18 protein-coding genes are annotated in these 19,169 nt (G+C 62.4%); 10 read left to right on the top strand and 8 right to left on the bottom strand.

Annotated features, from left to right (window positions below):
• Positions 1–10 precede the first annotated feature (10 nt).
• Complete coding sequence (locus HU760_RS13680) at positions 11–985, top strand: 2-hydroxyacid dehydrogenase (protein ID WP_186676887.1); 975 nt, start codon at positions 11–13, stop codon at positions 983–985.
• A gap of 29 nt (positions 986–1,014) precedes the next feature.
• On the opposite strand, the gene HU760_RS13675 is transcribed toward HU760_RS13680, so the two are convergent.
• The 3 genes from HU760_RS13675 to HU760_RS13665 form a co-directional block, all read right to left on the bottom strand.
• The gene (locus tag HU760_RS13675; RefSeq protein WP_186676895.1) at positions 1,015–1,980 is read right to left on the bottom strand and encodes an endonuclease; all 966 of its coding nucleotides are present in this window, start codon (positions 1,978–1,980) and stop codon (positions 1,015–1,017) included.
• Positions 1,981–2,049: 69 nt separating this feature from the next.
• Entirely contained in the window at positions 2,050–3,234 is a 1,185-nt protein-coding gene (locus HU760_RS13670; RefSeq protein WP_186676898.1) for an MFS transporter, read from the bottom strand.
• Positions 3,235–3,359: 125 nt separating this feature from the next.
• Positions 3,360–4,241: a LysR family transcriptional regulator gene (locus tag HU760_RS13665; RefSeq protein ID WP_186676900.1), complete on the bottom strand. Its 882-nt coding sequence runs from the start codon at positions 4,239–4,241 to the stop codon at positions 3,360–3,362.
• A 186-nt stretch (positions 4,242–4,427) separates the two neighbouring features.
• On the opposite strand from HU760_RS13665, the gene HU760_RS13660 reads away from it, so the two are divergent.
• From HU760_RS13660 to HU760_RS13640, 5 genes are all read left to right on the top strand, one after another.
• Positions 4,428–6,071: an acetolactate synthase large subunit gene (locus tag HU760_RS13660; protein WP_217858970.1), complete on the top strand. Its 1,644-nt coding sequence runs from the start codon at positions 4,428–4,430 to the stop codon at positions 6,069–6,071.
• Positions 6,072–6,262: 191 nt separating this feature from the next.
• Positions 6,263–6,883: a dTMP kinase gene (locus HU760_RS13655; RefSeq protein ID WP_186674053.1), complete on the top strand. Its 621-nt coding sequence runs from the start codon at positions 6,263–6,265 to the stop codon at positions 6,881–6,883.
• A gap of 34 nt (positions 6,884–6,917) precedes the next feature.
• Positions 6,918–7,352, top strand: coding sequence for a YeeE/YedE family protein (locus tag HU760_RS13650; RefSeq protein ID WP_186674054.1), 435 nt, complete (start codon positions 6,918–6,920; stop codon positions 7,350–7,352).
• Position 7,353: 1 nt separating this feature from the next.
• Entirely contained in the window at positions 7,354–7,773 is a 420-nt protein-coding gene (locus HU760_RS13645; RefSeq protein ID WP_186674055.1) for a DUF6691 family protein, read from the top strand.
• 134 nt (positions 7,774–7,907) lie between these two features.
• Positions 7,908–9,284, top strand: a complete 1,377-nt coding sequence (locus HU760_RS13640) for an LLM class flavin-dependent oxidoreductase (RefSeq protein WP_186674056.1) — start codon at positions 7,908–7,910, stop codon at positions 9,282–9,284.
• 42 nt (positions 9,285–9,326) lie between these two features.
• On the opposite strand, the gene HU760_RS13635 is transcribed toward HU760_RS13640, so the two are convergent.
• Positions 9,327–10,091 carry an SDR family oxidoreductase gene (locus HU760_RS13635; protein ID WP_186674057.1) on the bottom strand — a complete coding sequence of 255 codons (765 nt, stop codon included), beginning with the start codon at positions 10,089–10,091 and terminating at the stop codon, positions 9,327–9,329.
• A 23-nt stretch (positions 10,092–10,114) separates the two neighbouring features.
• Entirely contained in the window at positions 10,115–10,912 is a 798-nt protein-coding gene (locus tag HU760_RS13630; protein WP_186674058.1) for an SDR family NAD(P)-dependent oxidoreductase, read from the bottom strand.
• A 110-nt stretch (positions 10,913–11,022) separates the two neighbouring features.
• Between HU760_RS13630 and HU760_RS13625 the strand changes: the two genes are divergently transcribed.
• Entirely contained in the window at positions 11,023–11,973 is a 951-nt protein-coding gene (locus HU760_RS13625; RefSeq protein ID WP_186674059.1) for a GlxA family transcriptional regulator, read from the top strand.
• A gap of 46 nt (positions 11,974–12,019) precedes the next feature.
• The gene (locus HU760_RS13620) at positions 12,020–12,481 is read left to right on the top strand and encodes a MaoC family dehydratase (RefSeq protein ID WP_186674060.1); all 462 of its coding nucleotides are present in this window, start codon (positions 12,020–12,022) and stop codon (positions 12,479–12,481) included.
• Between the two features lie 45 nt (positions 12,482–12,526).
• On the opposite strand, the gene HU760_RS13615 is transcribed toward HU760_RS13620, so the two are convergent.
• Genes HU760_RS13615 through HU760_RS13605 form a run of 3 tightly spaced genes read right to left on the bottom strand, consistent with a single transcriptional unit; the run spans position 12,527 to position 17,751 of the window.
• Positions 12,527–14,131: a hypothetical protein gene (locus HU760_RS13615; protein ID WP_186674061.1), complete on the bottom strand. Its 1,605-nt coding sequence runs from the start codon at positions 14,129–14,131 to the stop codon at positions 12,527–12,529.
• A gap of 60 nt (positions 14,132–14,191) precedes the next feature.
• Positions 14,192–15,928 (bottom strand): DUF8225 domain-containing protein, encoded by a 1,737-nt coding sequence (locus HU760_RS13610; protein ID WP_186674062.1) that lies wholly within the window; start codon positions 15,926–15,928, stop codon positions 14,192–14,194.
• Complete coding sequence (locus HU760_RS13605) at positions 15,925–17,751, bottom strand: tyrosinase family protein (protein ID WP_186674063.1); 1,827 nt, start codon at positions 17,749–17,751, stop codon at positions 15,925–15,927. Before HU760_RS13605 ends, HU760_RS13610 begins: the two co-directional genes overlap by 4 nt.
• 159 nt (positions 17,752–17,910) lie before the next feature.
• Here HU760_RS13605 and HU760_RS13600 point away from each other — a divergent pair, with 159 nt between their 5' ends.
• On the top strand, positions 17,911–18,390 hold the full coding sequence (locus HU760_RS13600) for an Lrp/AsnC family transcriptional regulator (protein ID WP_186674064.1): 480 nt from the start codon (positions 17,911–17,913) through the stop codon (positions 18,388–18,390).
• A 107-nt stretch (positions 18,391–18,497) separates the two neighbouring features.
• Positions 18,498–19,058 (top strand): hypothetical protein, encoded by a 561-nt coding sequence (locus tag HU760_RS13595; protein WP_186674065.1) that lies wholly within the window; start codon positions 18,498–18,500, stop codon positions 19,056–19,058.
• Positions 19,059–19,169: the final 111 nt, after the last annotated feature.

Raw genomic sequence — 19,169 nt, 5'->3', positions numbered from 1 at the left:
GAAACCTGCAATGAAGAAGCGAATCGTGCTGTACAAACGCCTGTCCGATGACCTGATGGCGCGCCTGCAGGCGCGCGTCGAGGTGACCTGGGTGGATCTCGGTCAGCCTGACGGCCTGGCCCGCCTGCGCGACGCCTTGCCGGGGGCGCACGGGTTGCTGGGGGCCAGCCTGCGGCTGGACGCTGGCCTGCTCGACCTGGCACCACAGCTGGAAGTGGTTGCCAGCGTTTCGGTCGGCGTGGACAACTATGACATTGCCGAACTCAACCGGCGTGGGGTGATGCTGACCAACACCCCCGACGTGCTCACCGAGACCACCGCCGACACTGGCTTTGCCTTGATCCTGGCCACTGCCAGGCGGGTTGTGGAACTGGCGAACTGGGTCCGCGCCGGCCACTGGCAGGCGAGTCTGGGCGCGGCGCATTTCGGTAGCGATGTGCATGGCAAGACGCTGGGCATCGTCGGGATGGGCCGCATTGGCGAGGCCTTGGCCCGGCGCGCTGCGGCTGGCTTCGGCATGCGTGTGCTGTATCACAGCCAGCGGGCCAAGCCCCAGGTGGAGGCGCGTTATGCGGCGCGTCAATGCAGCCTGGACGAGCTGCTGCAACAGGCGGACTTCGTCTGCCTGACCGTGCCGCTGAGCGCCGCCACCGAAGGCCTGATCGGTGCACGGGAACTGGCGCTGATGAAGCCTGATGCCATCCTGGTGAACATTTCCCGCGGGCGGGTGGTGGATGAGGTCGCGCTGACTCAAGCACTGCGCGGGCGGCGCATACGCGGCGCCGGGCTGGATGTGTTCGTGCAGGAGCCGTTACCGCTGGGCTCGCCACTGCTGCAGCTCGACAACGTGGTGGCGACCCCGCATATCGGCTCGGCGACCGAGGAAACCCGCCAGGCCATGGCACGTTGCGCGGTGGACAACCTGCTCAGCGCACTGGCGGGGGAGCGGCCGGCGAATCTGGTCAATGAGCTGCGCAGGGCTTGAGTGGAGCGCGATGGAAGTGGGCAGCTGGCTTACCGGCAGTTGCCCGCCTTGCGATAACCCGCCGCCTGCGCTTCACCCTCGGTAGCAAACGTGACCTGGTTCTTTGACGTAACCTGGGCATACCCCGGGCAGCCGTTGGCCAAGTGATAAACGTGGCTGTTGCGGTTGCCAAGCACTGGCCCCGCCGCCCCGGAGCTGGCCAGGCTCGGCTTGCCTTCGGCTTTGGCGGGCTTCGCCGTTACCGCTTGCACCACGCCGTTACCCACCGGCTTGTAGTCGGCTGTCCATTTGCGCTCCCCGGTCACGAACGGGTTGCTATGTCCCATGATCGCAGCGATGCGGCGATCACGCTCTTTTTCCCAGGCCGACACCGGGTACTGCCTGTCCCAGGCCATCAGTACCTGTTGCTGCTGGCGCGACATGTTCAGCTTGTAGCGGTCGTACATGTAGAACGTGGTGCGCGCCACCAGGCCCTTGACTTCATCCCGCGGCTCGGCAGCACGCTGCTCGAAGTCGACCTTGGTGCTGCACTGCCCGTATTGCCCGGCATTGCCACTGACCATGGCGTAGTTGAAGTTGCTGCGGTCACCGTTGACCTCACCCACCGCCGGGTACAGGTTGAACAGGTCGGCCTCCATGGCGCGGAACACCGGGTCGTCATCCACGCAGTGTTCGCGGCCGCCGTTCTTCCAGCACTGGCGCTGGTTGCCGAAGGTGTAGGCGGGCACGATGTGTTCCCACTCGGTGCGCTCGGCGCGGTTTTGCTGCTTGCGTGTCTGGTAGCCGCACGAGGCGGTATCGATACGCCCACCGGACTTGCCCACCCAGGTCCACTTGCAGCCGCAGTAAAGCTCGCCCATGGCGCTGCTGGCCTGGTCCATGTAGACCTTCTGCTTGGCCACTACCTTGGCTTCGGTGAAGGTCGCTGGCGGATTGGCCAAGGCAGGGAGGTTGAAGGAAAACAGTAAGGTTATGGCGTAAAGCAGTGATTTCATGGGGAAAACATATTTCAGGGAGGGGCCGGCATTGTAATGGTTTCGCCGAGGCTGACCAGCCCGCTGAACTTAATGCCCGCCTTTCATCCGCCGCGCCGCCAGGTAGATCAGCAGACCGAGCAAGGCGGTCGCCGCGCCGATGTACCCGGTGCTGGTCCAGCCCATGCCTGCGCTGATCGCCAGGCCACCCAACCATGGCCCAAGCGCATTGGCCAGGTTGAACGCCGCATGGTTCGATGCTGCCGCCAGGCTCGGCGCTTCATGAGCGATGTCCATCAGGCGGATCTGCAGCGGTGCTGCCAGGGCAATCATGGTCCCGACCAGGCCAATGCCGAGCAGCAGGCTCCACAGTGCCTGGGCAGCGAAGGTGAAGAACAGCAACACGGCCATCGACCACATCAGCACCAGGCCCACGGCGCGGAACTGCAGGCGGTCGAACAGCTTGCCGCCAGCCAGGTTGCCGACGATGCCGCCCACGCCGAACGCAGCCAGGCCGAACGGAATCCACTGCGGCGACACCCGGGTCACCTGCAACATGGTCGGCGCCAGGTAGCTGAACACGCAAAACATACCGGCAAAGCCGATCGCGGCGATGGCCAGCGCCATCCATACCTGCGGCAGGGTAAAGGCTTGCAGTTCCTTGCGCGGGTCGCTGCGCACTTCATCGTGGCGTTGGGGCACGAAGCGCCAAACCAGCGCCAGGGTGCACAGGGCGATAATGCCAACCAGCACGAATGCCGAACGCCAGCCGAAATACTGGCCCAGCAACGTGGCGACCGGGTTGCCGAGCAGCATGGCCAACGTCAGTCCCAGCATTACCCGTGCCACAGCCCCGGCCCGCTGGTTGTTCGCCACCATGCTCGAGGCAACCACCGCCGCAATACCGAAATAGGCACCATGGGGCAGGCCACTGATGAAGCGGAAAGCGACCAGGCCGCCGAACGAGGGGGCGAAGGCGGTCGCCAGGTTGCCGAGGGCATACAGTGCCATCAATAACAGCAACATGTGCTTGCGCAGCAACCGGGCACCGAGAATGGCCAGTGTCGGGGCGCCGACGACCACCCCCAATGCATAGGCGCTGATAGCATGGCCTACCTGGGGCTCGCTCAGTTGCAGGTTGCTGGCGATGTCCGGCATCAGGCCCATGATGGCGAACTCGCCGGTGCCGATGGCAAAACTGCCCAGCGCCATGGAGGCTTCCATTTTCGCCACGGTGCTTTTGTGCGGGAGAGGGGCTAATTCCTGAACTGACATCTGAATCCTTGTTGACACATGCTGAAACGTTCCAGGCGGCATGATAGTCAATTCAACGCGGCAGCGTCGATGAGACGCGCGGGGTAGCACTGGCATTGGCTGCGAAAGAGCCGACCGGGCCGCCCTCAGCGCTCCAGATAATGAGTTTGCGCGGCAAAGTCGATGAACCGCTTGCTGGCCAGTGACAGGTATTCCCCCGAGCGCCAGCACAGGCGGAAGCTCATCAGCTGCGCTGGCCGGAACGGTACGCCGACGATGCCTGGCGTGCGCTGCTGCACCGAGCGCAGCAGGGTGGCCACACCCATGTTGTCCAGTGCGGCTTGCACCACCAGCGAGACGAAGTTGCTCTGCAGTGCCACCTGGTAGGTGATGCCGTGTTCAGCGAAGAACGCGTCCAGCAGGTGACGCTGCACGAAGGTGCGGTCGAACACCACCATGTCGGTATTGCGCAAGTCCTCGGCGGTGAGGAAGGCCTTGTCGGCATACGGGTGATCGGGGTGCATGCACGCCAGCATCTCGTCGCTGCCCAGCAGGATCGATTCCTTGTCGGGCGGCACGCGTCTGGACTCCAGCAGCGCCAGGTCGATTTCCCGCTGTTCCAGGCGATGGCCAATGTCCTCGGCGCTGCCTTCGAACACGGTCATGGCGATGCCTGGGTACAACCGGCGGAAGGCGTTCATCAACCCGGGTACATAGTGCAGGCCGAACATCGGCGGGATACCCAGGCGTACTTCGCCGCGCTTGAGGTCGGCCATGTCGCGCAGCTCCTGCCGGGCCACGTCCATTTCGCGCAGGGCCGAGGCAATCCGTGGCAGGAACCGCTCGCCCTCGGCGGTGAGGATGACTTTGCGGGTTGTGCGGTTGAACAGGGTCACGCCCAGTTCTTCTTCCAGGCGGGTAACGGCCATGCTCAGCGCCGGCTGGGCGATGTGCAGGTGCTGCGCGGCCTTGGTGAAGCTGCCCTGGCGAACGATTTCGACGCAGCAACGCAATGCCTTGAGATTCATTGTGGGGGACTACCAATTCAGAGGAGTTGCATTCATAACGAACTGTGATGTCAGGCATCATAACAATATATTTATTATTATTAACCAGAGGGCCTACGATGCGCGCCACTGAGACATCCTGCAACATCTCAGTCACGCAGCTTGATAAATCTGCAATCCCACGAAGATTTTGAGGTAGTACCCTAAATGGCCAAGGCCGCCGATGTCGTTGTGCAATGCCTGGAAAACGAAGGTGTCGAGTATGTATTCGGCATTCCAGGTGAGGAAAACCTCGATTTGCTGGAATCCCTGCGCAAGTCGAAGATCAAACTGGTACTTACCCGTCACGAGCAGTCCGCAGGTTTCATGGCTGCCACCTACGGTCGCCTGACCGGCAAGACCGGCGTCAGCCTGTCCACCCTCGGCCCTGGCGCCACCAACCTGGTTACCGCCAGCGCCTATGCCTACCTGGGCGGCATGCCGATGATGATGATCACCGGCCAGAAGCCGATCAAGAAGTCCAAGCAGGGTCGTTTCCAGATCATCGACGTGTGCGGCATGATGGACCCCATCACCAAGTACACCCACCAGTTCGCCTCGGCCGACAACATCCCGGCCCGCATGCGCGAAGCCTTCCGCCTGGCTGAAGAAGAAAAGCCGGGTGCAGTCCACCTGGAACTGCCGGAAGACATCGCCGCCGAGCAGACCGACGCACTGCCGATTCCGCCAAGCCTGCACCGCCGCCCGCTGGCCGAGCACGTGGCCATCGAGGCTGCCGTGCAGAAGCTGCAGAACGCGCGCAACCCGATCCTGGTGATCGGTGCCGGCGCCAACCGCAAGATGACCGCCAAGGTCCTCAAGCAGTTGATCGACAAGACCGGTATTCCGTTCATCACCACCCAGATGGGTAAAGGTGTGGTCGACGAACGCCACCCGCGCTTCCTCGGCAACGCTGCGCTGTCGTCCGGTGACTTCGTCCACCGTGCGATCGAAGCGGCCGACCTGATCGTCAACATCGGCCACGACGTGATCGAGAAGCCGCCATTCTTCATGGTCCGTGGCGGCACCGAGGTCATCCACATCAACTTCCGCTCCGCTGAAGTCGATGCCGTGTACTTCCCGCAGGTGGAAGTGATCGGTGACATCGCCAACGCCGTCTGGCAGATCAGCGAAGCGCTGACCGACACCTCGCACTGGGACTTCACCCGCCTGATGGCCATCCGTGAAGCCAACGAAGCACAGATAGCCGAAGGTGCCGACGACAACCGCTTCCCGGTCTACCCGCAGCGCCTGGTGGCCGACATCCGTCGCGTGCTGCCGTCCGAAGGCATCGTGGCCCTGGACAACGGCATCTACAAGATCTGGTTCGCCCGCAACTACAAGGCGCACAAGCCCAACACCGTGCTGCTGGACAACGCCCTGGCGACCATGGGCGCCGGCCTGCCATCGGCGATGGCGGCGCACCTGGTGCACCCGGACCGCCCGGTGATCTCGGTGTGCGGCGACGGCGGCTTCATGATGAACAGCCAGGAGCTGGAAACTGCAGTACGCCTGGGCATGCACATCACCGTGGTGATCCTGCGTGACGACGGCTACGGCATGATCCGCTGGAAGCAGGCCAACATGGGCTTCACCGATTTCGGCCTGGACTACGGCAACCCGGACTTCGTCAAGTACGCCGAAGCCTATGGTGCCAACGGCCACCGTGTGGAAAGCGCCGACGGCCTGCTGCCACTGCTCGAGCACTGCATCAAGACCCCGGGCGTGCACGTGATCGACTGCCCGGTCGATTACAGCGAGAACGACCGCATCCTCAACAGCGAGCTGCGTGAGCGCGCGCTGGCGGTGTAACGCCTGAAAGGAGCGGCGCCAACTCGACACTGGCGCCGTTCCCCCTGCCTTGTAAACCCGCTGTTCCCTCGCCCTGTTCAAACCCTTGCACCGATGTCGGAGTATCCTACGCTCTGAGAGAGCAGGGGAGCCTTGCAGTCATGCCTCGATCAATGGTCTCATCCCGCGCCTAAACCGACTGGTATCGAGCAATGACCCGCCCGCTGTTTGTTTCCCTCGATGGGCCCAAGGGCACCGGCAAGACCACGCTGCTTGAGGCCGTTACCAGAGCCTTGAGGGCCGCCAATCAGACCGTCATCCGGCTGAGCGAGAAGAAAAACGACCCCTGCCGGAGAGAAACCATGGCCCTCGTCAACCAGCTGGCCAGGCATCCCTGCCGGGACCTGGAGTTGAGCGTGTGCGAGCGCCTAGCCGAAAGCCGTGCCTGGATTTCCCGGCAGGTGCTGCCGGCGCAACCACCGGGCAGCATCATTCTGATTGATCGCTGGTATCCCTCGGATGCCGCATTCCGCCGCACAGTACCGTTCGACGAGATCCTGCGGCTGAACATCGCACGAAGTGTGCGGGTGCCGGACTTGCATGTCGGGGTTGTCACCGCCGCGGTTACCTCATGGGCACGGGCGGCGGCACGCACGCGAGGGTTGGGCAGTACGGTAATGCACAGCCTGGACGAGCAGGTGGCTTGTACCGAGGCGTTCGAACGTGCGGTTGTGGAGCATGGCTGGGTACTGTGCCGTAATGAAGGGCCGATCGAGCAGGCAACGCGGCAGATCGTGGCCGAAATCACCGCCTGCATCGATCGTCTCGCCTGATCTTGGCCCCATTTCTGTTGCAGGGAGAAATACGATGGCAATTGATTCGCTGGCGTTCACACCATGGTCCGCGCTGGCCGGTGGTGTGTTGATCGGGCTCGGCGCAGGCCTGTTCGCAGTGCTGAACGGCCGTATCGCCGGGATCAGCGGTTTGCTCGGTTCGTTGTTGCAAGGTGGGCAAGGGCGCGGTGAGAAGCTGGCCTTTATTCTGGGGTTGCTGGCTGCACCGCTGCTGTGGGGGATGTTCGCCACAGTGCCTGTCCCCCGATTCACTGCGGCAGCCGGCACGCTCGTGGTGGCTGGGTTGCTGGTCGGGCTTGGCACGCGCTACGGCAGCGGCTGTACCAGCGGCCATGGTGTCTGTGGCCTATCGCGGCTGTCTCCCCGTTCAGCCGTGGCAACGCTGTGCTTCATGGCCAGTGGTTTTGCCACGGTGTATGTCGTCCGACACCTCGTACAAGGGGCCTGACATGCGTGCTCTGAGTGGATTTATCGCCGGGCTGCTGTTCGGCGTAGGGTTGCTGCTGGCGGGAATGGCCGACCCGGCCAAGGTCCTTGCCTTCCTCGACATCGCCGGGCGGTGGGACCCTTCGCTGGCGCTGGTGATGATCGGTGCTATTGCTGCGGCATGGTTGCCGATGCGCTGGGCGCGCGGGCATTCGACGGCGTTGTTGGGCGGGGCGATACAGTTGCCTGACCGACGTGACGTGGATCGCCGCCTTGTTGGTGGCAGCCTGGCGTTCGGCATTGGCTGGGGGCTTGCCGGCATGTGCCCGGGCCCAGCGTTGGTGCTGCTGCCGGGAGGCTACTGGCAGGCCTGGCTGTTCGTGGCAGCGATGCTGGGCGGCATGGCTGTGTTCGAGTGGCTGCAGGTGCGCCGGCGCATGTAGATGCATTCGCGCTGTCAGGGCGCGGCGGGCGACCTATAGCCCAGTGGTACATGCTTATTCGATATCGGTAGTTCAAATCGTTTTTATATTTCTATTTACTATTTAAAAACCTTTTGCCTACCGAGTAACCGCCGATGTCCGACCCGAAACCCCTATTGTTTGCGCTTTACGAACAGGCCAGTGTCGGCTGCGGTGGCGCACCGAGTCTGTGGACGCATCCGGCTGATGAACGTCTGACCGCCAATACCTTCGATTTCTGGTCCAACCAGGCCCGTATCGCCGACCAGGCCAACCTCGACATGTTGTTCTTCGCCGACGTGCTGGGTTTCTACGATGTATTCGGCGGCAACGCGGATGCAGCGGTGAAATGGGCCGTCGAGGCGCCTGCCAACGACCCGTTGATGATCATTCCCGGGCTAGCTGCCATCACTCGGCAATTGGCGTTCGGCGCCACTGTTACCACTACCTACGAGCATCCCTTCACCCATGCCCGGCGGTTCAGCACGCTGGACCACATGACCCATGGCCGGATCGGCTGGAACATCGTCACGTCGTATCTTTCCAGCGCGGCGCGCAATTTTGGCCTGGAACAGATGATCCGGCATGGCGATCGCTACGCGCGTGCCGAGGAATTCATGGACGTGGTGTACAAGCTGTGGGAAGGCAGTTGGGCGGAAGATGCGGTCGTCGCCGACAAGGTCCGCCAGGTGTATGCCCAGGGTGACCGGGTCAAGCCTGTCGACCACATTGGCGAGTATTATCGGGTGGCCGGGCCACACCTCTGTGCACCGTCACCACAGCGCACGCCCTTGCTGATCCAGGCAGGCTGGTCAGGCAGGGGCCGCGAGTTCGCCGCCAAACATGCCGAGCTGATATTCATTGCCAAGTCCGACCCCCACGAAATTCGCCAGGGCCTGGAAGAAATCTGGGCGATGGCCGAGGCCCGCGGCCGCAACCGGGGCGATGTGCAGTCGTTGACGGTGTTGCGGATCGTCACCGCGAAAACCGAGATCGAGGCGCGGCGAAAGTACGATGAGCTGCAAAGCCACTACCACCTGGAAGCCCAGCTCGTCAGTTACGCTGGCGACACCGGCTTCGACCTCAGTCGCTATGCCGACAGTGATGCACTGTCGAATCATACCGAGGGCCTGACCTCTTACATGATGCGACCGGATGGCAGCGGCAAGCCATTGACCGCGGGGGATGTCAGAAAACGCTTCGCCAGCGTCACTCGGGGCACCGACCTGATCCTGGTGGGCACGCCGCAGCAGGTCGCCGATCGAATCGAAGCACATGCGCGCATTTCGGGTACCAGTGGCTACATGCTCAACCCGTTGACCAGCCCCGGCACGCTGGAGGATTTTGTCGAGTTGGTAGTACCTGAGTTGCAGAAGCGTGGGCTTTACCGAAGCCAACCGCAGGCCGGGACCTTCCGCTCCCGGTTGAGAGCGGATGGTGCCAGCCGGTTGCCACCCAGTGCCTATGGCGCGTCATTCCGTTCGGCCTGGTGACGGCCTGGCCGTGAATGGGTGCGGGTGGCCTGCGGGGCCAGTTCAGGCAACCGGGATCGGGTTGTCGACCAACGCCTGGTTGAACTGGTCGATCAGCGCGTGCTCGTTGATCCCCTGGTTGGCGCGCAGCGCGACCACTCGGTCCACCAGCACCTCGGTTGTCGCGCTCTCGAGCTTGACCAGGGTTTCCTCAATGAAGGCATCGAGCGGCATGGCACGTTCATCGCCGCTTTTGTGGACCAGGTCGGTATCGACCCAAGGCGGGGCGATTTCCAGCACTTTCACGCTGGTGTCGCGCAGGCTGAAGCGCTGCGACAGGGAATAGGAGTGCAGGGCAGCCTTGGTCGCCGAATACAGTGCGGTGGCCGCCAGTGGCAAGTAGGCCAGCACCGAGCTGTTATTGATGATGTAGGCATCAGGCTGGTGTTTCAGGTGCTCCACGAAAGCGGCACTGACACGCACCGGGCCGAGCAGATTGGTCTGCAGCAGGCTCACTGCCTGGGCGTCGTCGTAGTCGCCTGATGCCGGGTTGTCGAAGGGCATGATACCGGCGTTGTTGATGATCACGTTCAGCGAAGGGTGGCGGCGGATGACTTCCTGGGCGACTTGCCTGATCTGCTGCGGGTCGTTGATGTCGAGCCTCACGGTATCGATACCGGGGTTGGACTGGGCGATCTCGTCCAGCAGTGCCTGGCGGCGGCCCGCCACGATCACCTGATTGCCACGCTGATGGAAAGCCTCGGCCAGGGCGCGACCGATGCCCGAGGTGCCGCCGGTAATGAAAATGGTGTTGGCGCTGAGTTTCATCGGTGGGGTTCCTGTCCTGGCGATCAATTGGTGGCGTAGCGCGGGGCCAGCCGGTTGCTGGACAACTGGCTGAACAGGGCTTGACGGCTGGCTTCGTAGCGCTCGAACGCCTCGAGGTCATGCAGCGAGGGGATGGAGATCAGTTTGCCGGCGTCGAAATCCTGCAGGGCGCCGTCTACCAGGTCTTCGGCCGACATCACGATAGCGGGGTCCAGGCTTTCGACCGGCAAGCCGCCTATCTGCCAGAAGTCGGTCGCGGTGGCGCCGGGCAGTACCGCCTGGATCCTGATGCCTTGGTCGGCAAGTTCCCTGTGCAGGGAATGGCTGAAAGCGGTGACATAGGCCTTGCTGCCGCCATACACGCCATTGAGCCGCTCGGGGGCGAGGCTCACCACCGAGGAGATGTTGATCACCGCGCCTTGCCGGCGAGTGACAAAGCCCGGGACTGCTGCGTAGGTCAGGCGGGTGAGGGCGGTGACGTTGAGGGTGATCATTTCGGCCATGCGCTCGACATCACTGTCCAGCAGGCTGGTATGGGTGCCGATGCCGGCGTTGTTCACCAGCAGGCTGATACTGGCGTCTTCGCGCAGCTTGCGCTCTACCTTGGCCAGGTCATCCGCACTGGCCAGGTCTGCCGGAAACACTTCTACATTCTGTCGGGTTGCGGTGGTAAGGCGGCTGGCCAGGTCGTTCAGGCGCTCCCGGTTGCGCGCCACCAGTACCAGGTCGTAGCCGCGACGGGCCAGGCGTTCTGCGTAGATCGAGCCGATTCCGGTGGACGCGCCGGTGATGAGCGCGGTGCCTTTGAATTGCTGCGTCATGGTCATGCTCCAGTGGCGGGGTGCGGTGTGGAGCCATGATGACAAGGGTTACGCTTGTCTCAAACGACGTATATGGTACGCTTTCGAGACATTGCAGCAGGAGTTTGGCGATGCACCGGGTCGGCTATCTGATGACCGAAGGCTTCCAGGTCATGTCCCTGGCGACGCAGGCAGTGTTCGAGTTTGCCAATATCGTCGCGGGCGAAGCGGTCTACAGGATTCAGAACTTTTCCATTCACGGCGGCACCGTGCGCTCTTCCCTGGGCATGCACATCGATACGCTGCCCCTGGGTGCTCCAGGCCTGGCCGACACCTGGATGGTCACCGGTACCTTGACCCCCTTGACTGCCCCTGATGAGGCCGTGCTGGCCAGCGTGCGCGCTTTTGTCGAAGGCGCCCGGCGCACCGCTGGCCTGTGCACCGGCACCTTCGTCCTGGCCCATGCGGGAGTGCTGGAGGGGCGACGAGCGACGACGCACTGGGCCTATGCAAAAAAGCTGCGCGAAATGTATCCGCAGGTCGAGGTGGAGGAAGACCGCATTTTCATCGTCGATGGGCCGCTATGGACCTCCGCCGGCATGACTGCAGCCCTGGACATGGCGCTGGGCATGGTAGAGAAAGACCTTGGCGCAGAGGTGGCCAGGTCGGTGGCGCACAAGCTGGTCATGCACCAACGCCGCTCAGGCGGGCAATCCCAGCATTCCGAGCTGCTGGCGCTGTCGCCCCGGTCCGACCGTATCCAGGCCGCGCTGGATTACGCCCGCAGGCACCTGAACCGTTCGTTGAGCGTCGAGGAGCTGGCCGGGGTAGTGCATCTGAGCCCGCGGCAGTTTACCCGGGTGTTCACCGCCGAAACCGGGCAATCACCGGCCAAAGCCGTGGAAAGCCTGCGCCTGGAGGCCGCCCGGTTGCTGATCGAGCAGAGCCGGCACAGCCTCGATGTGGTCGCCAGGGAGACTGGCTTCAGGGACCGTCGGCACCTGCGCGAGGTATTCATCCGCGGCTTCGGCGTGCCGCCGCAAGCGGTGCGCAGGGATGCCAGGCGGGTAGTTTCTGCATGAACAACAGGGCGCCAAAGGCCCTTCACACCGAACCAGGAGCGTGCATATGGCTGCTGTCGAGCAGAACAAGCTGTTTTTCGAAGACCTTGCGGTAGGTGCGTCCTTCGTCAGCGAGTCCTATGAAATGACCACCGAGCGCATTTTGCAGTTCGCCTCCGAGTTCGACCCGCAACCGTTCCATACCGATGCCGAGGCAGCGCAGGCGAGTTTTTTCAATGGCCTTGCGGCCAGCGGGTGGCACACGGCGGCGGTAACCATGCGCTTGCTGGTTGAAAGCGTTCCGCTGGCTGGCGGGCTGATCGGTGCCGGCAGCGAGATCAGCTGGCCGCGGGCCGTGCGTCCGGGCGATTGGTTGCGGGTCAGGACGACCGTGAAGGAACTGGTCACTTCCAAGTCCAGGCCAGAACGGGGCATGGCGGTGCTGGAAAGCGAAACCTGCAACCAGGACGGTGCCGTGTGCCAGCGCAGCGTGGCCCGGGTGCTGGTGTTTCGCCGCGAACCAAGCTAGGGCGCAGCTGGAGGCGGGGCGATCGATGATCGCCCCGTTTGCGCATCAGCGACGGTCCTTCAGGGTTTCGAAGGCTTGGACACGCTTGATCAGGCTGTGCTTGCTGGCGGAACTGGCACTGTTGAACAGGAACGAGAAGTCCGAGGCCAACGAGTTGCTGCCGGCAATCGTCGCGTACTGATGGCACTGGTTGCAGCCATCACCTTGCACATAGGTTTCCAGGGTGGTGTTGGCCACCGGTACGTTGCCCTGGCTGATGAACGGCCCGTACGACAACGGCACTGGCGCTTTGGCGCCTGGTTCCGGGCTAGGCGGATTGGGCGCGAGGGTCCAGAGCACATTGATCAGCTTGTAATACTGGAACACCGACTTGCCCTGGCTGTGCTGCGCGAAATTGGCTTGTACGGCGCTGTTGAGCGCTTGCAGGTCGCCAGGCAGAGGATGCTCGCGGGTGGTCTGGACCGGCTGGTCCCGGGGGAACAGATCGGTGCAGTCCCTGTCGGGGTGGTGCTGATTGCATTTGATGCGGGGCTCGTTCGGTTGACACTCAGGGCCGCTGCCACAGTCCGGGTTGTTGAAGGCGAAGCCGTTCGGCGGGGTTTGTTGCGGCGGTACCTGACCCGGTTCGGGTACGTTGTCGACCTGCTCGAAGGTGGTCCAGATGAAGTTCGGTGAGGCCTGGGTCTTGTTGATGATATGCAGGCCCACCAGTCCCACCACCTCCTGGGTACACGCCAGCGTGTCGGGGCGCTTGAGCCAGGCGACGGTGGTCAGGTAGCGCCCGAACAGTTCGGGTTTGCCGGTCAGTATGCGCCAGGCAGCCTTGAGTTCGATCGCGCCGAGTTGTTCCTGTGGCACGGGAGATGGCGGCAGTGAGCGCATCGGTTCGCCGATGGGAAGCGACAGCCCTTGCGGTGTAGTGCCGTCGGCGTTTTGCGCGACCTTCAACTGGTTGGCGGCGTCGTAGAGGCCCTTGGCGACGATGTAGTCGAACTCGGCCTTGCCCACCTTGCGTTCGAAAAACACCAGGTTGCCCGCCTGATCCGTCAGCCAGCCGCCAGACGCTTCCATGACCGAGTCGGGAATGGACGCGAGCGTGCCGCTGGACAGGTGGAAACCGTGCACGGCGTTGATCGCAGCTTCGGAGGTGGCGTTCATGAACTTGCGTGCACCGACCTTGAGGGCCTTGAGGCTACCCTGGGTGCCGCAACCGGATGGCACCAGGGTTTGGACGCCCCAGCCGCTGGGCTTGGGCGCGCCAGGCAGGAAGATGTCGTTGGCGTCCTTGTAGCTTGCCCACACCGGCGCGACGCTCATCGGCTGGCCCGGGTCGGAGGGCACACCGAACTGGGCCAGGGTACTGTTCATGTCGGGTTCGCCGGCCAGGCTGGGGGTCGCTGGCCAGCCGGGGTTCACCGGCCAGTTCAGGGCAATGAACAACTGCCAGCCAAAACAGTTCATGAACGCCTGGTTGCTCGCATTGAAGTTGTTGACCGGCAGGAATCCGCCACTGGCCGGGTTGAACACCAACTGCTGCTGCACGCAGGCGTCGGCTTCCGACATTGGCGCCGCCGAAGCGGGTGGCAGAGTCGACAGGCACAGCAGCATGCCGCTCAGCAGCGACAGAAGGCTCAAGCGTAACCTGGACATCATTGCGCTCCTTGCAAACAGTGAAGCCGCACCCGAAGGTGCGGCGATAGGGGGCGTGGTTCAGGCACCAGGCACCAGCGCCAGGCCGGACTCCCAAGGGTGGTCTGCCGCACTCACGTTCACGTCCTCGCCCGGATTGAGCGCACGGACCGTCACCAGGCCGGGGGCTGCGCTGGGGCTGACCGTGATGGTCAGGATATAGGCCTGGGTGCCGCCCGCGTTGGTTTGCCCGGGAATGGCCGAAGCGTCAGGCAGGAACCGGGTGACCTGCGCGGTAATGCCGGGGTTGGAGAATTGCACCCTGGCGGTCTGTGCCGTGGTGTTCGGGTCGGCGCCTTGTACCACCAGCACGAACTGATTGCTGCTGCCCGGTGCAAGCCAGGCCGGCAGGTCGGTGGGGGATTGGCCGTAGAACAGGTCCAGCGGCAGCAGTTGCACCGGCCAGGGCTGCTGACCGGTGACCCGGTCCTGCACGCAGAAGAAGGTTTGCGGGGGGGCGGTGAGTGGTTTGGCGGTGACGCTCAGGCCCACCAGCAGCTGTTCGGCGATGACCCACACATAGTCGATCGGTTGCTTGTTGATGGTGATTTCGTTGATCGAGAAGCCTGCGCTTTCCGGCACTTCGAACACCGCCTGGAGGATCTGGTCGGAACCATTGGCAGCCGACTTGGCAGTGCCGCGCGTGACCCGCCAATACTGGCTCACGTCCTGCCCTTGCGGGCCTTTCCAGGCACTGAAATTTGTGGGTTGCTGAAGGTACAGGCCAATGGGGTTGGTCAGTGACAACCGGTTGTTCACTGCCTTGGAATTGGCGATGAAGCCGATGTGCGGGTCGGAGTTGCGATAGTTCTGCCCATACTGCGCGCAGCAGATCAGCGACTGGGCGTTCTGGCTGCTGGTGATCGGGCGCAGGATGGTGGCGGCGGCGGCCAGGTATACCTCGGCGCTGAGGGTGTTGGGGCCGGAGGTCAGGTGCATCGCCCCGCCATACTGGCCGGGCACACAGGCCGTTCCGGCGTTCCATTTGTTGACCGTGTCATAGGCCGGCAGGCCAGTGGTGGGGTCGATGACCGGGTCGCCGGCCTTGCCGGTCGGGCAGTCTGCGGTGTAGCGCAGGTACAGGTCTTCGAGCTGCACGTTGGGGTCGATGTATTCGCGGTACAGGCCCAGAACTGCGTTCGGGTCGATGCGCCACATGGCCAGGTAGTACGCGGGGTTTTCGCAGGTAAAGGTGATCTTGCGCATGTTGCCTTTGGCATCGCGCACGATCGACCATTCGCAGTATTCGTCAAGCCAGCCCCGTGGGCCGGAGGGCGAGAACGCGGTGTACTTGCCGTTCCAGTCGATGCTGGGGCAGCGCTTGGCCGGCAGTTGCAGCAAGGTGCCCTTGTTGTCTGGGTCGTAGAGCGTGTAAAGGGTGTTGTCGAGGGTGATCTGGCCATGATCGGCCAGCGCCATCACCTGTTGCAGAGTCATGGCTTTGTCGCCCAGCTGGGGTACGACCGCCGCACCGTTGTTATAGAAGAATGTCCAGAGCCGGTTGGGGAAGGGCGCCCAGGTGATCGCCGGAACAACCACGGCACCGAAACCTTCCACCAAAGGGTTGTAGTAGCCCGAGCGAGGGGCGTCGTACAGGCTCGACCACGGGTTGCCGATGATGGACGATTCGGTCCAGCCGGTGAGGTAGTTGTTCCAGTCGCTTTCGAACTGTGGGAGCTGGTCCTCCAGGCCCAGCTTGTTGTAGTCCTTGGGCGCTTGTTCGGCGGGAGAGGTGAACTGGTTGAAGGGCGTGCTCATGTCGGTTCTCCAGGTGTGCGTGAGGTGGAAACGGAGCAGCAACCGGCGACCGGAGGCGGGCCGGCGAGGGTTTGGCGTGGGTCGCTCCACACCAGTTGGGCGATGAAACCGGGCAGGTGGGCGTATTCGTCAGGTGTCAGCACGTGGCCACTGTCGGGGTGGGTCACCACCAGCGACAGCTGTACCGCATCGCCGGGGCCAAGGCCCAGCGCAGTGGCGTTGCGGGCCGCATTCAGTGCGCGCGACACGCCATGGGTGATGCAGCGGCCCTTGTCGTCCACCAGGCCCATGCCGATGCGGCTGAAGCGTCCCACGTAGTGAGGGTTGTCGGCGCTGACGTGCTGCATGGTGGCGTCGGGCTGGTCGAGAAACACGTCGATCAGATAGGTGTCGTGAGTGCAGCGCACGTGATCGAACACCACCCACGGTCCGGGCTCCGCGGCGTTGTTTTCGGAGGTGCCGGCCACTGCGCCGTGTTTGCAACAGGCATGGGTAGCCGCCTTGCGCGTGCCAAATTGGGGCGCCACCGGTACACCGTAGTCGTAGCCGATATGGCGGCTGTCCTGGGCCATGTCGCCGAGGGTGGTGTAGCGCCAGGCGTCGGCGCTGGTAAAGGTGACCTGCGTGGCGTCGCGGCCAGAGAATGGCTGGAGTAGGCACTGCGTGGTGAATTGCGCCCCTGGGTTGGCCCTGATCCAGACTTCGAGCATGCGGTCGATGTTGGCGTGATAGGAGCAGAACACTGGGTCGAAGGCGGTGTAGGCGTTGTCGGCCATGTCGCCGCCGATCCAGCCGTGATAATTGTCGTGGGGTTGCTCGTACAGGCCGTCGAAGTTGAGGGCACGGTTGGGGTAAAGGCTGTCCTCCTGGGGCGGGTCGAACACCGGGATGTTGGCCCAGGGATAACCGGGCACACCCTGTGGCTGGCTGAAGGTGGTGAATCTCAGGGCATCCACCACCTGCTGCTGGAAAATCCGACTCATGCCGTACAAGCGGGTGCGATCCAGGCGCGATTCTTCTCCGCGGGTGTAGAACAGTGGGTTGCGCTGCACATACCGGCAGTCCACGTCATTGGCTGCGCTGCTGGCGCATACCTTGGAGCGCCCGTCCTTGGCGGCGGCAAAGCGCAGGGGGTTGAGTCGGGTTTCGCCGCTGTGCGGGTGCACATAGGTTGCATCGAGAAACGCCTGGGGCAGGCCGGCCTGCGGGCTGCCATCGACGCTGGCATCTTCGGCCATCCAGTCCCAGTACGGGATGGCGCAGTCGAGCAGTTGTTCGAGGTACAACAGGTACGCCCGGTGCCAGAGGGCGAACGCCTCCTGGTAATGCAGGCACCAGTTGGTATGGATGTAGGCGTAGCGTTGCCATGGCGAACCTCTGTCGGGGTCGCCCACCTGCATCACGTCGTCCAGGCGGGCGCGGTACAGGTTGAGTTCCTCCAGGCTCAGCGCGCGAATGTCCTGCCGTACCCGCTTGAGCGGGTGGGGCAGGTCAGGTGGCGGGATGCGCTCGGCCACATCGAAGGGCGAACTGGCGTCGAGTCGCCAACCCTGGTTGACCCACAGCCTGAAGGTTTCCAGTGCATCAATGGGCCAGAACTGTTGCTGGTCGAGGGTCAGCGGCATGTTGCGCGAGGCCAGGTGCTGGTAGATGGTTTCTGACCAGGCCTTCACCGACGCCGGGTCATCCAGATACACGAAATAGCCGTTCATGCACCCGGCCCAGGAGGCAGCCACGGCCGCACGCTGCGCAGCAGGGATCCAGTAGGGGGCGGTAAAAAGGCCGAGGATGTCCGCCGTCCACGTCGGTTTGGCAATGATCATAAGGTCCCTCTCATGCGCCCTGGAGGCCAGGTCTGGCCGGGCTGCTAAGCTGAGTTGATGTTAGAGGGCCAGCGCGCAGGGAATCGTGCAACTTGGCGCGTCCGTGCGGCGGATTCATTGCATTTTTTCAAGGAAGACACGGGAAAAATGACAGACGCCATGGATCTGAAGATTCTGGGAAAGCTGCAAAAGGATTGCTGCCAGAATCTGGAACTGCTCAGTGACAGCGTCGGGCTGTCCTCTACCAGTTGCTATCGGCGGATCAGGCGCCTGGAGAGCGAGGGCATCATCAAGGCCAAGGTCGCGATACTGGACGAGCGCAAGCTGGGCATTCAGGTGACCGCCCTTTTTCTGGTCAAGCTGGACCGCGACAGCAACGACATCGACCGCAAGATGCAGCACATCCTGGCCAGCCACCCGGAGATTCAGGACTGTTACCTGATGACCGGCGAGTTCGACTTCGTCATGGTGGCCAAGTTTCGAGATGCTACCGAGTACACCGACTATATCTACCGGTTTCTCGATACGTACCGGAATATTCCGATTCGTACGTATACCTCTACCTTGGTAGTGCGTACGGTGAAGAAATCTTATGAGTTGCCACTGGGAGGAGGGTTGCAGCACGCCGTCGATGCCTGAAGTTGGAAGGCGCTTATCGATCGGCGCGAAGAAGTCAGTGCAGGCCGCTCAATCTGTGCTGTAATAGCGCTCCGTTCAGTCAGTTTTGAAACTCACAGGAGTGACCCATGTTTGAATGTTTGACCCTTTCTTCGACAGGTGTCAATTTTAAAAATTGCAAGAAATTTTTGATGGTGATGTTTGCATGGGTTATCTCGAGCGATGTCTTGGCATCGAGCGCGGTCATGAAAACAGAGTCTATTCGTTCACTGCAATTGACCGTTCAACTTCCGGAGCAGTTGAATGTTATGCCTGAAGATATGGCCAAGATAAAATACCCATCAGAACGAAGGCCGCAGGTCATTTACGGCAACGAAAATGGCACTGTGTCGTTTGGCATATCAAAGCTTAAAAAGCCTGAGCTGGTTCAAATCGATGAAGTAAAGGATGGGCTAATGGAGATGATGAGCAATCTGGAACCTCAAGCCTCACCGGTTACCGTCGACGGCCATAAGGGATGGATAATACAGTTCACAACAAAGGGTTTGGATGCCAATATTCTGAACATGCAGTTATACCTGATGACCAATGAAAATCTGGTCATTGCGACCTTTAACATGACAGTCGAAAAACTCAGTGAGTTCCAGGCGCTCGGAGAGAAAACGCTTCGGTCGATTGTTTTTAACTAAACTGCAGGGCGCAAGGGTGTAGCGCTGGAGCTGGTCGAGTTTCGCAGGCTTGCCGTCCTTGCGACGCCTCCTTGGCAGATACTGGCGCAAACACTCGGTAGGTGAGCCAAC

Origin of the sequence: Pseudomonas oryzicola, from assembly GCF_014269185.2 — a bacterium.
Taxonomy (GTDB): domain Bacteria; phylum Pseudomonadota; class Gammaproteobacteria; order Pseudomonadales; family Pseudomonadaceae; genus Aquipseudomonas; species Aquipseudomonas oryzicola.
Note: the sequence above shows the minus strand (reverse complement) of the source record. Positions and strands in the feature narration are given on the sequence as shown.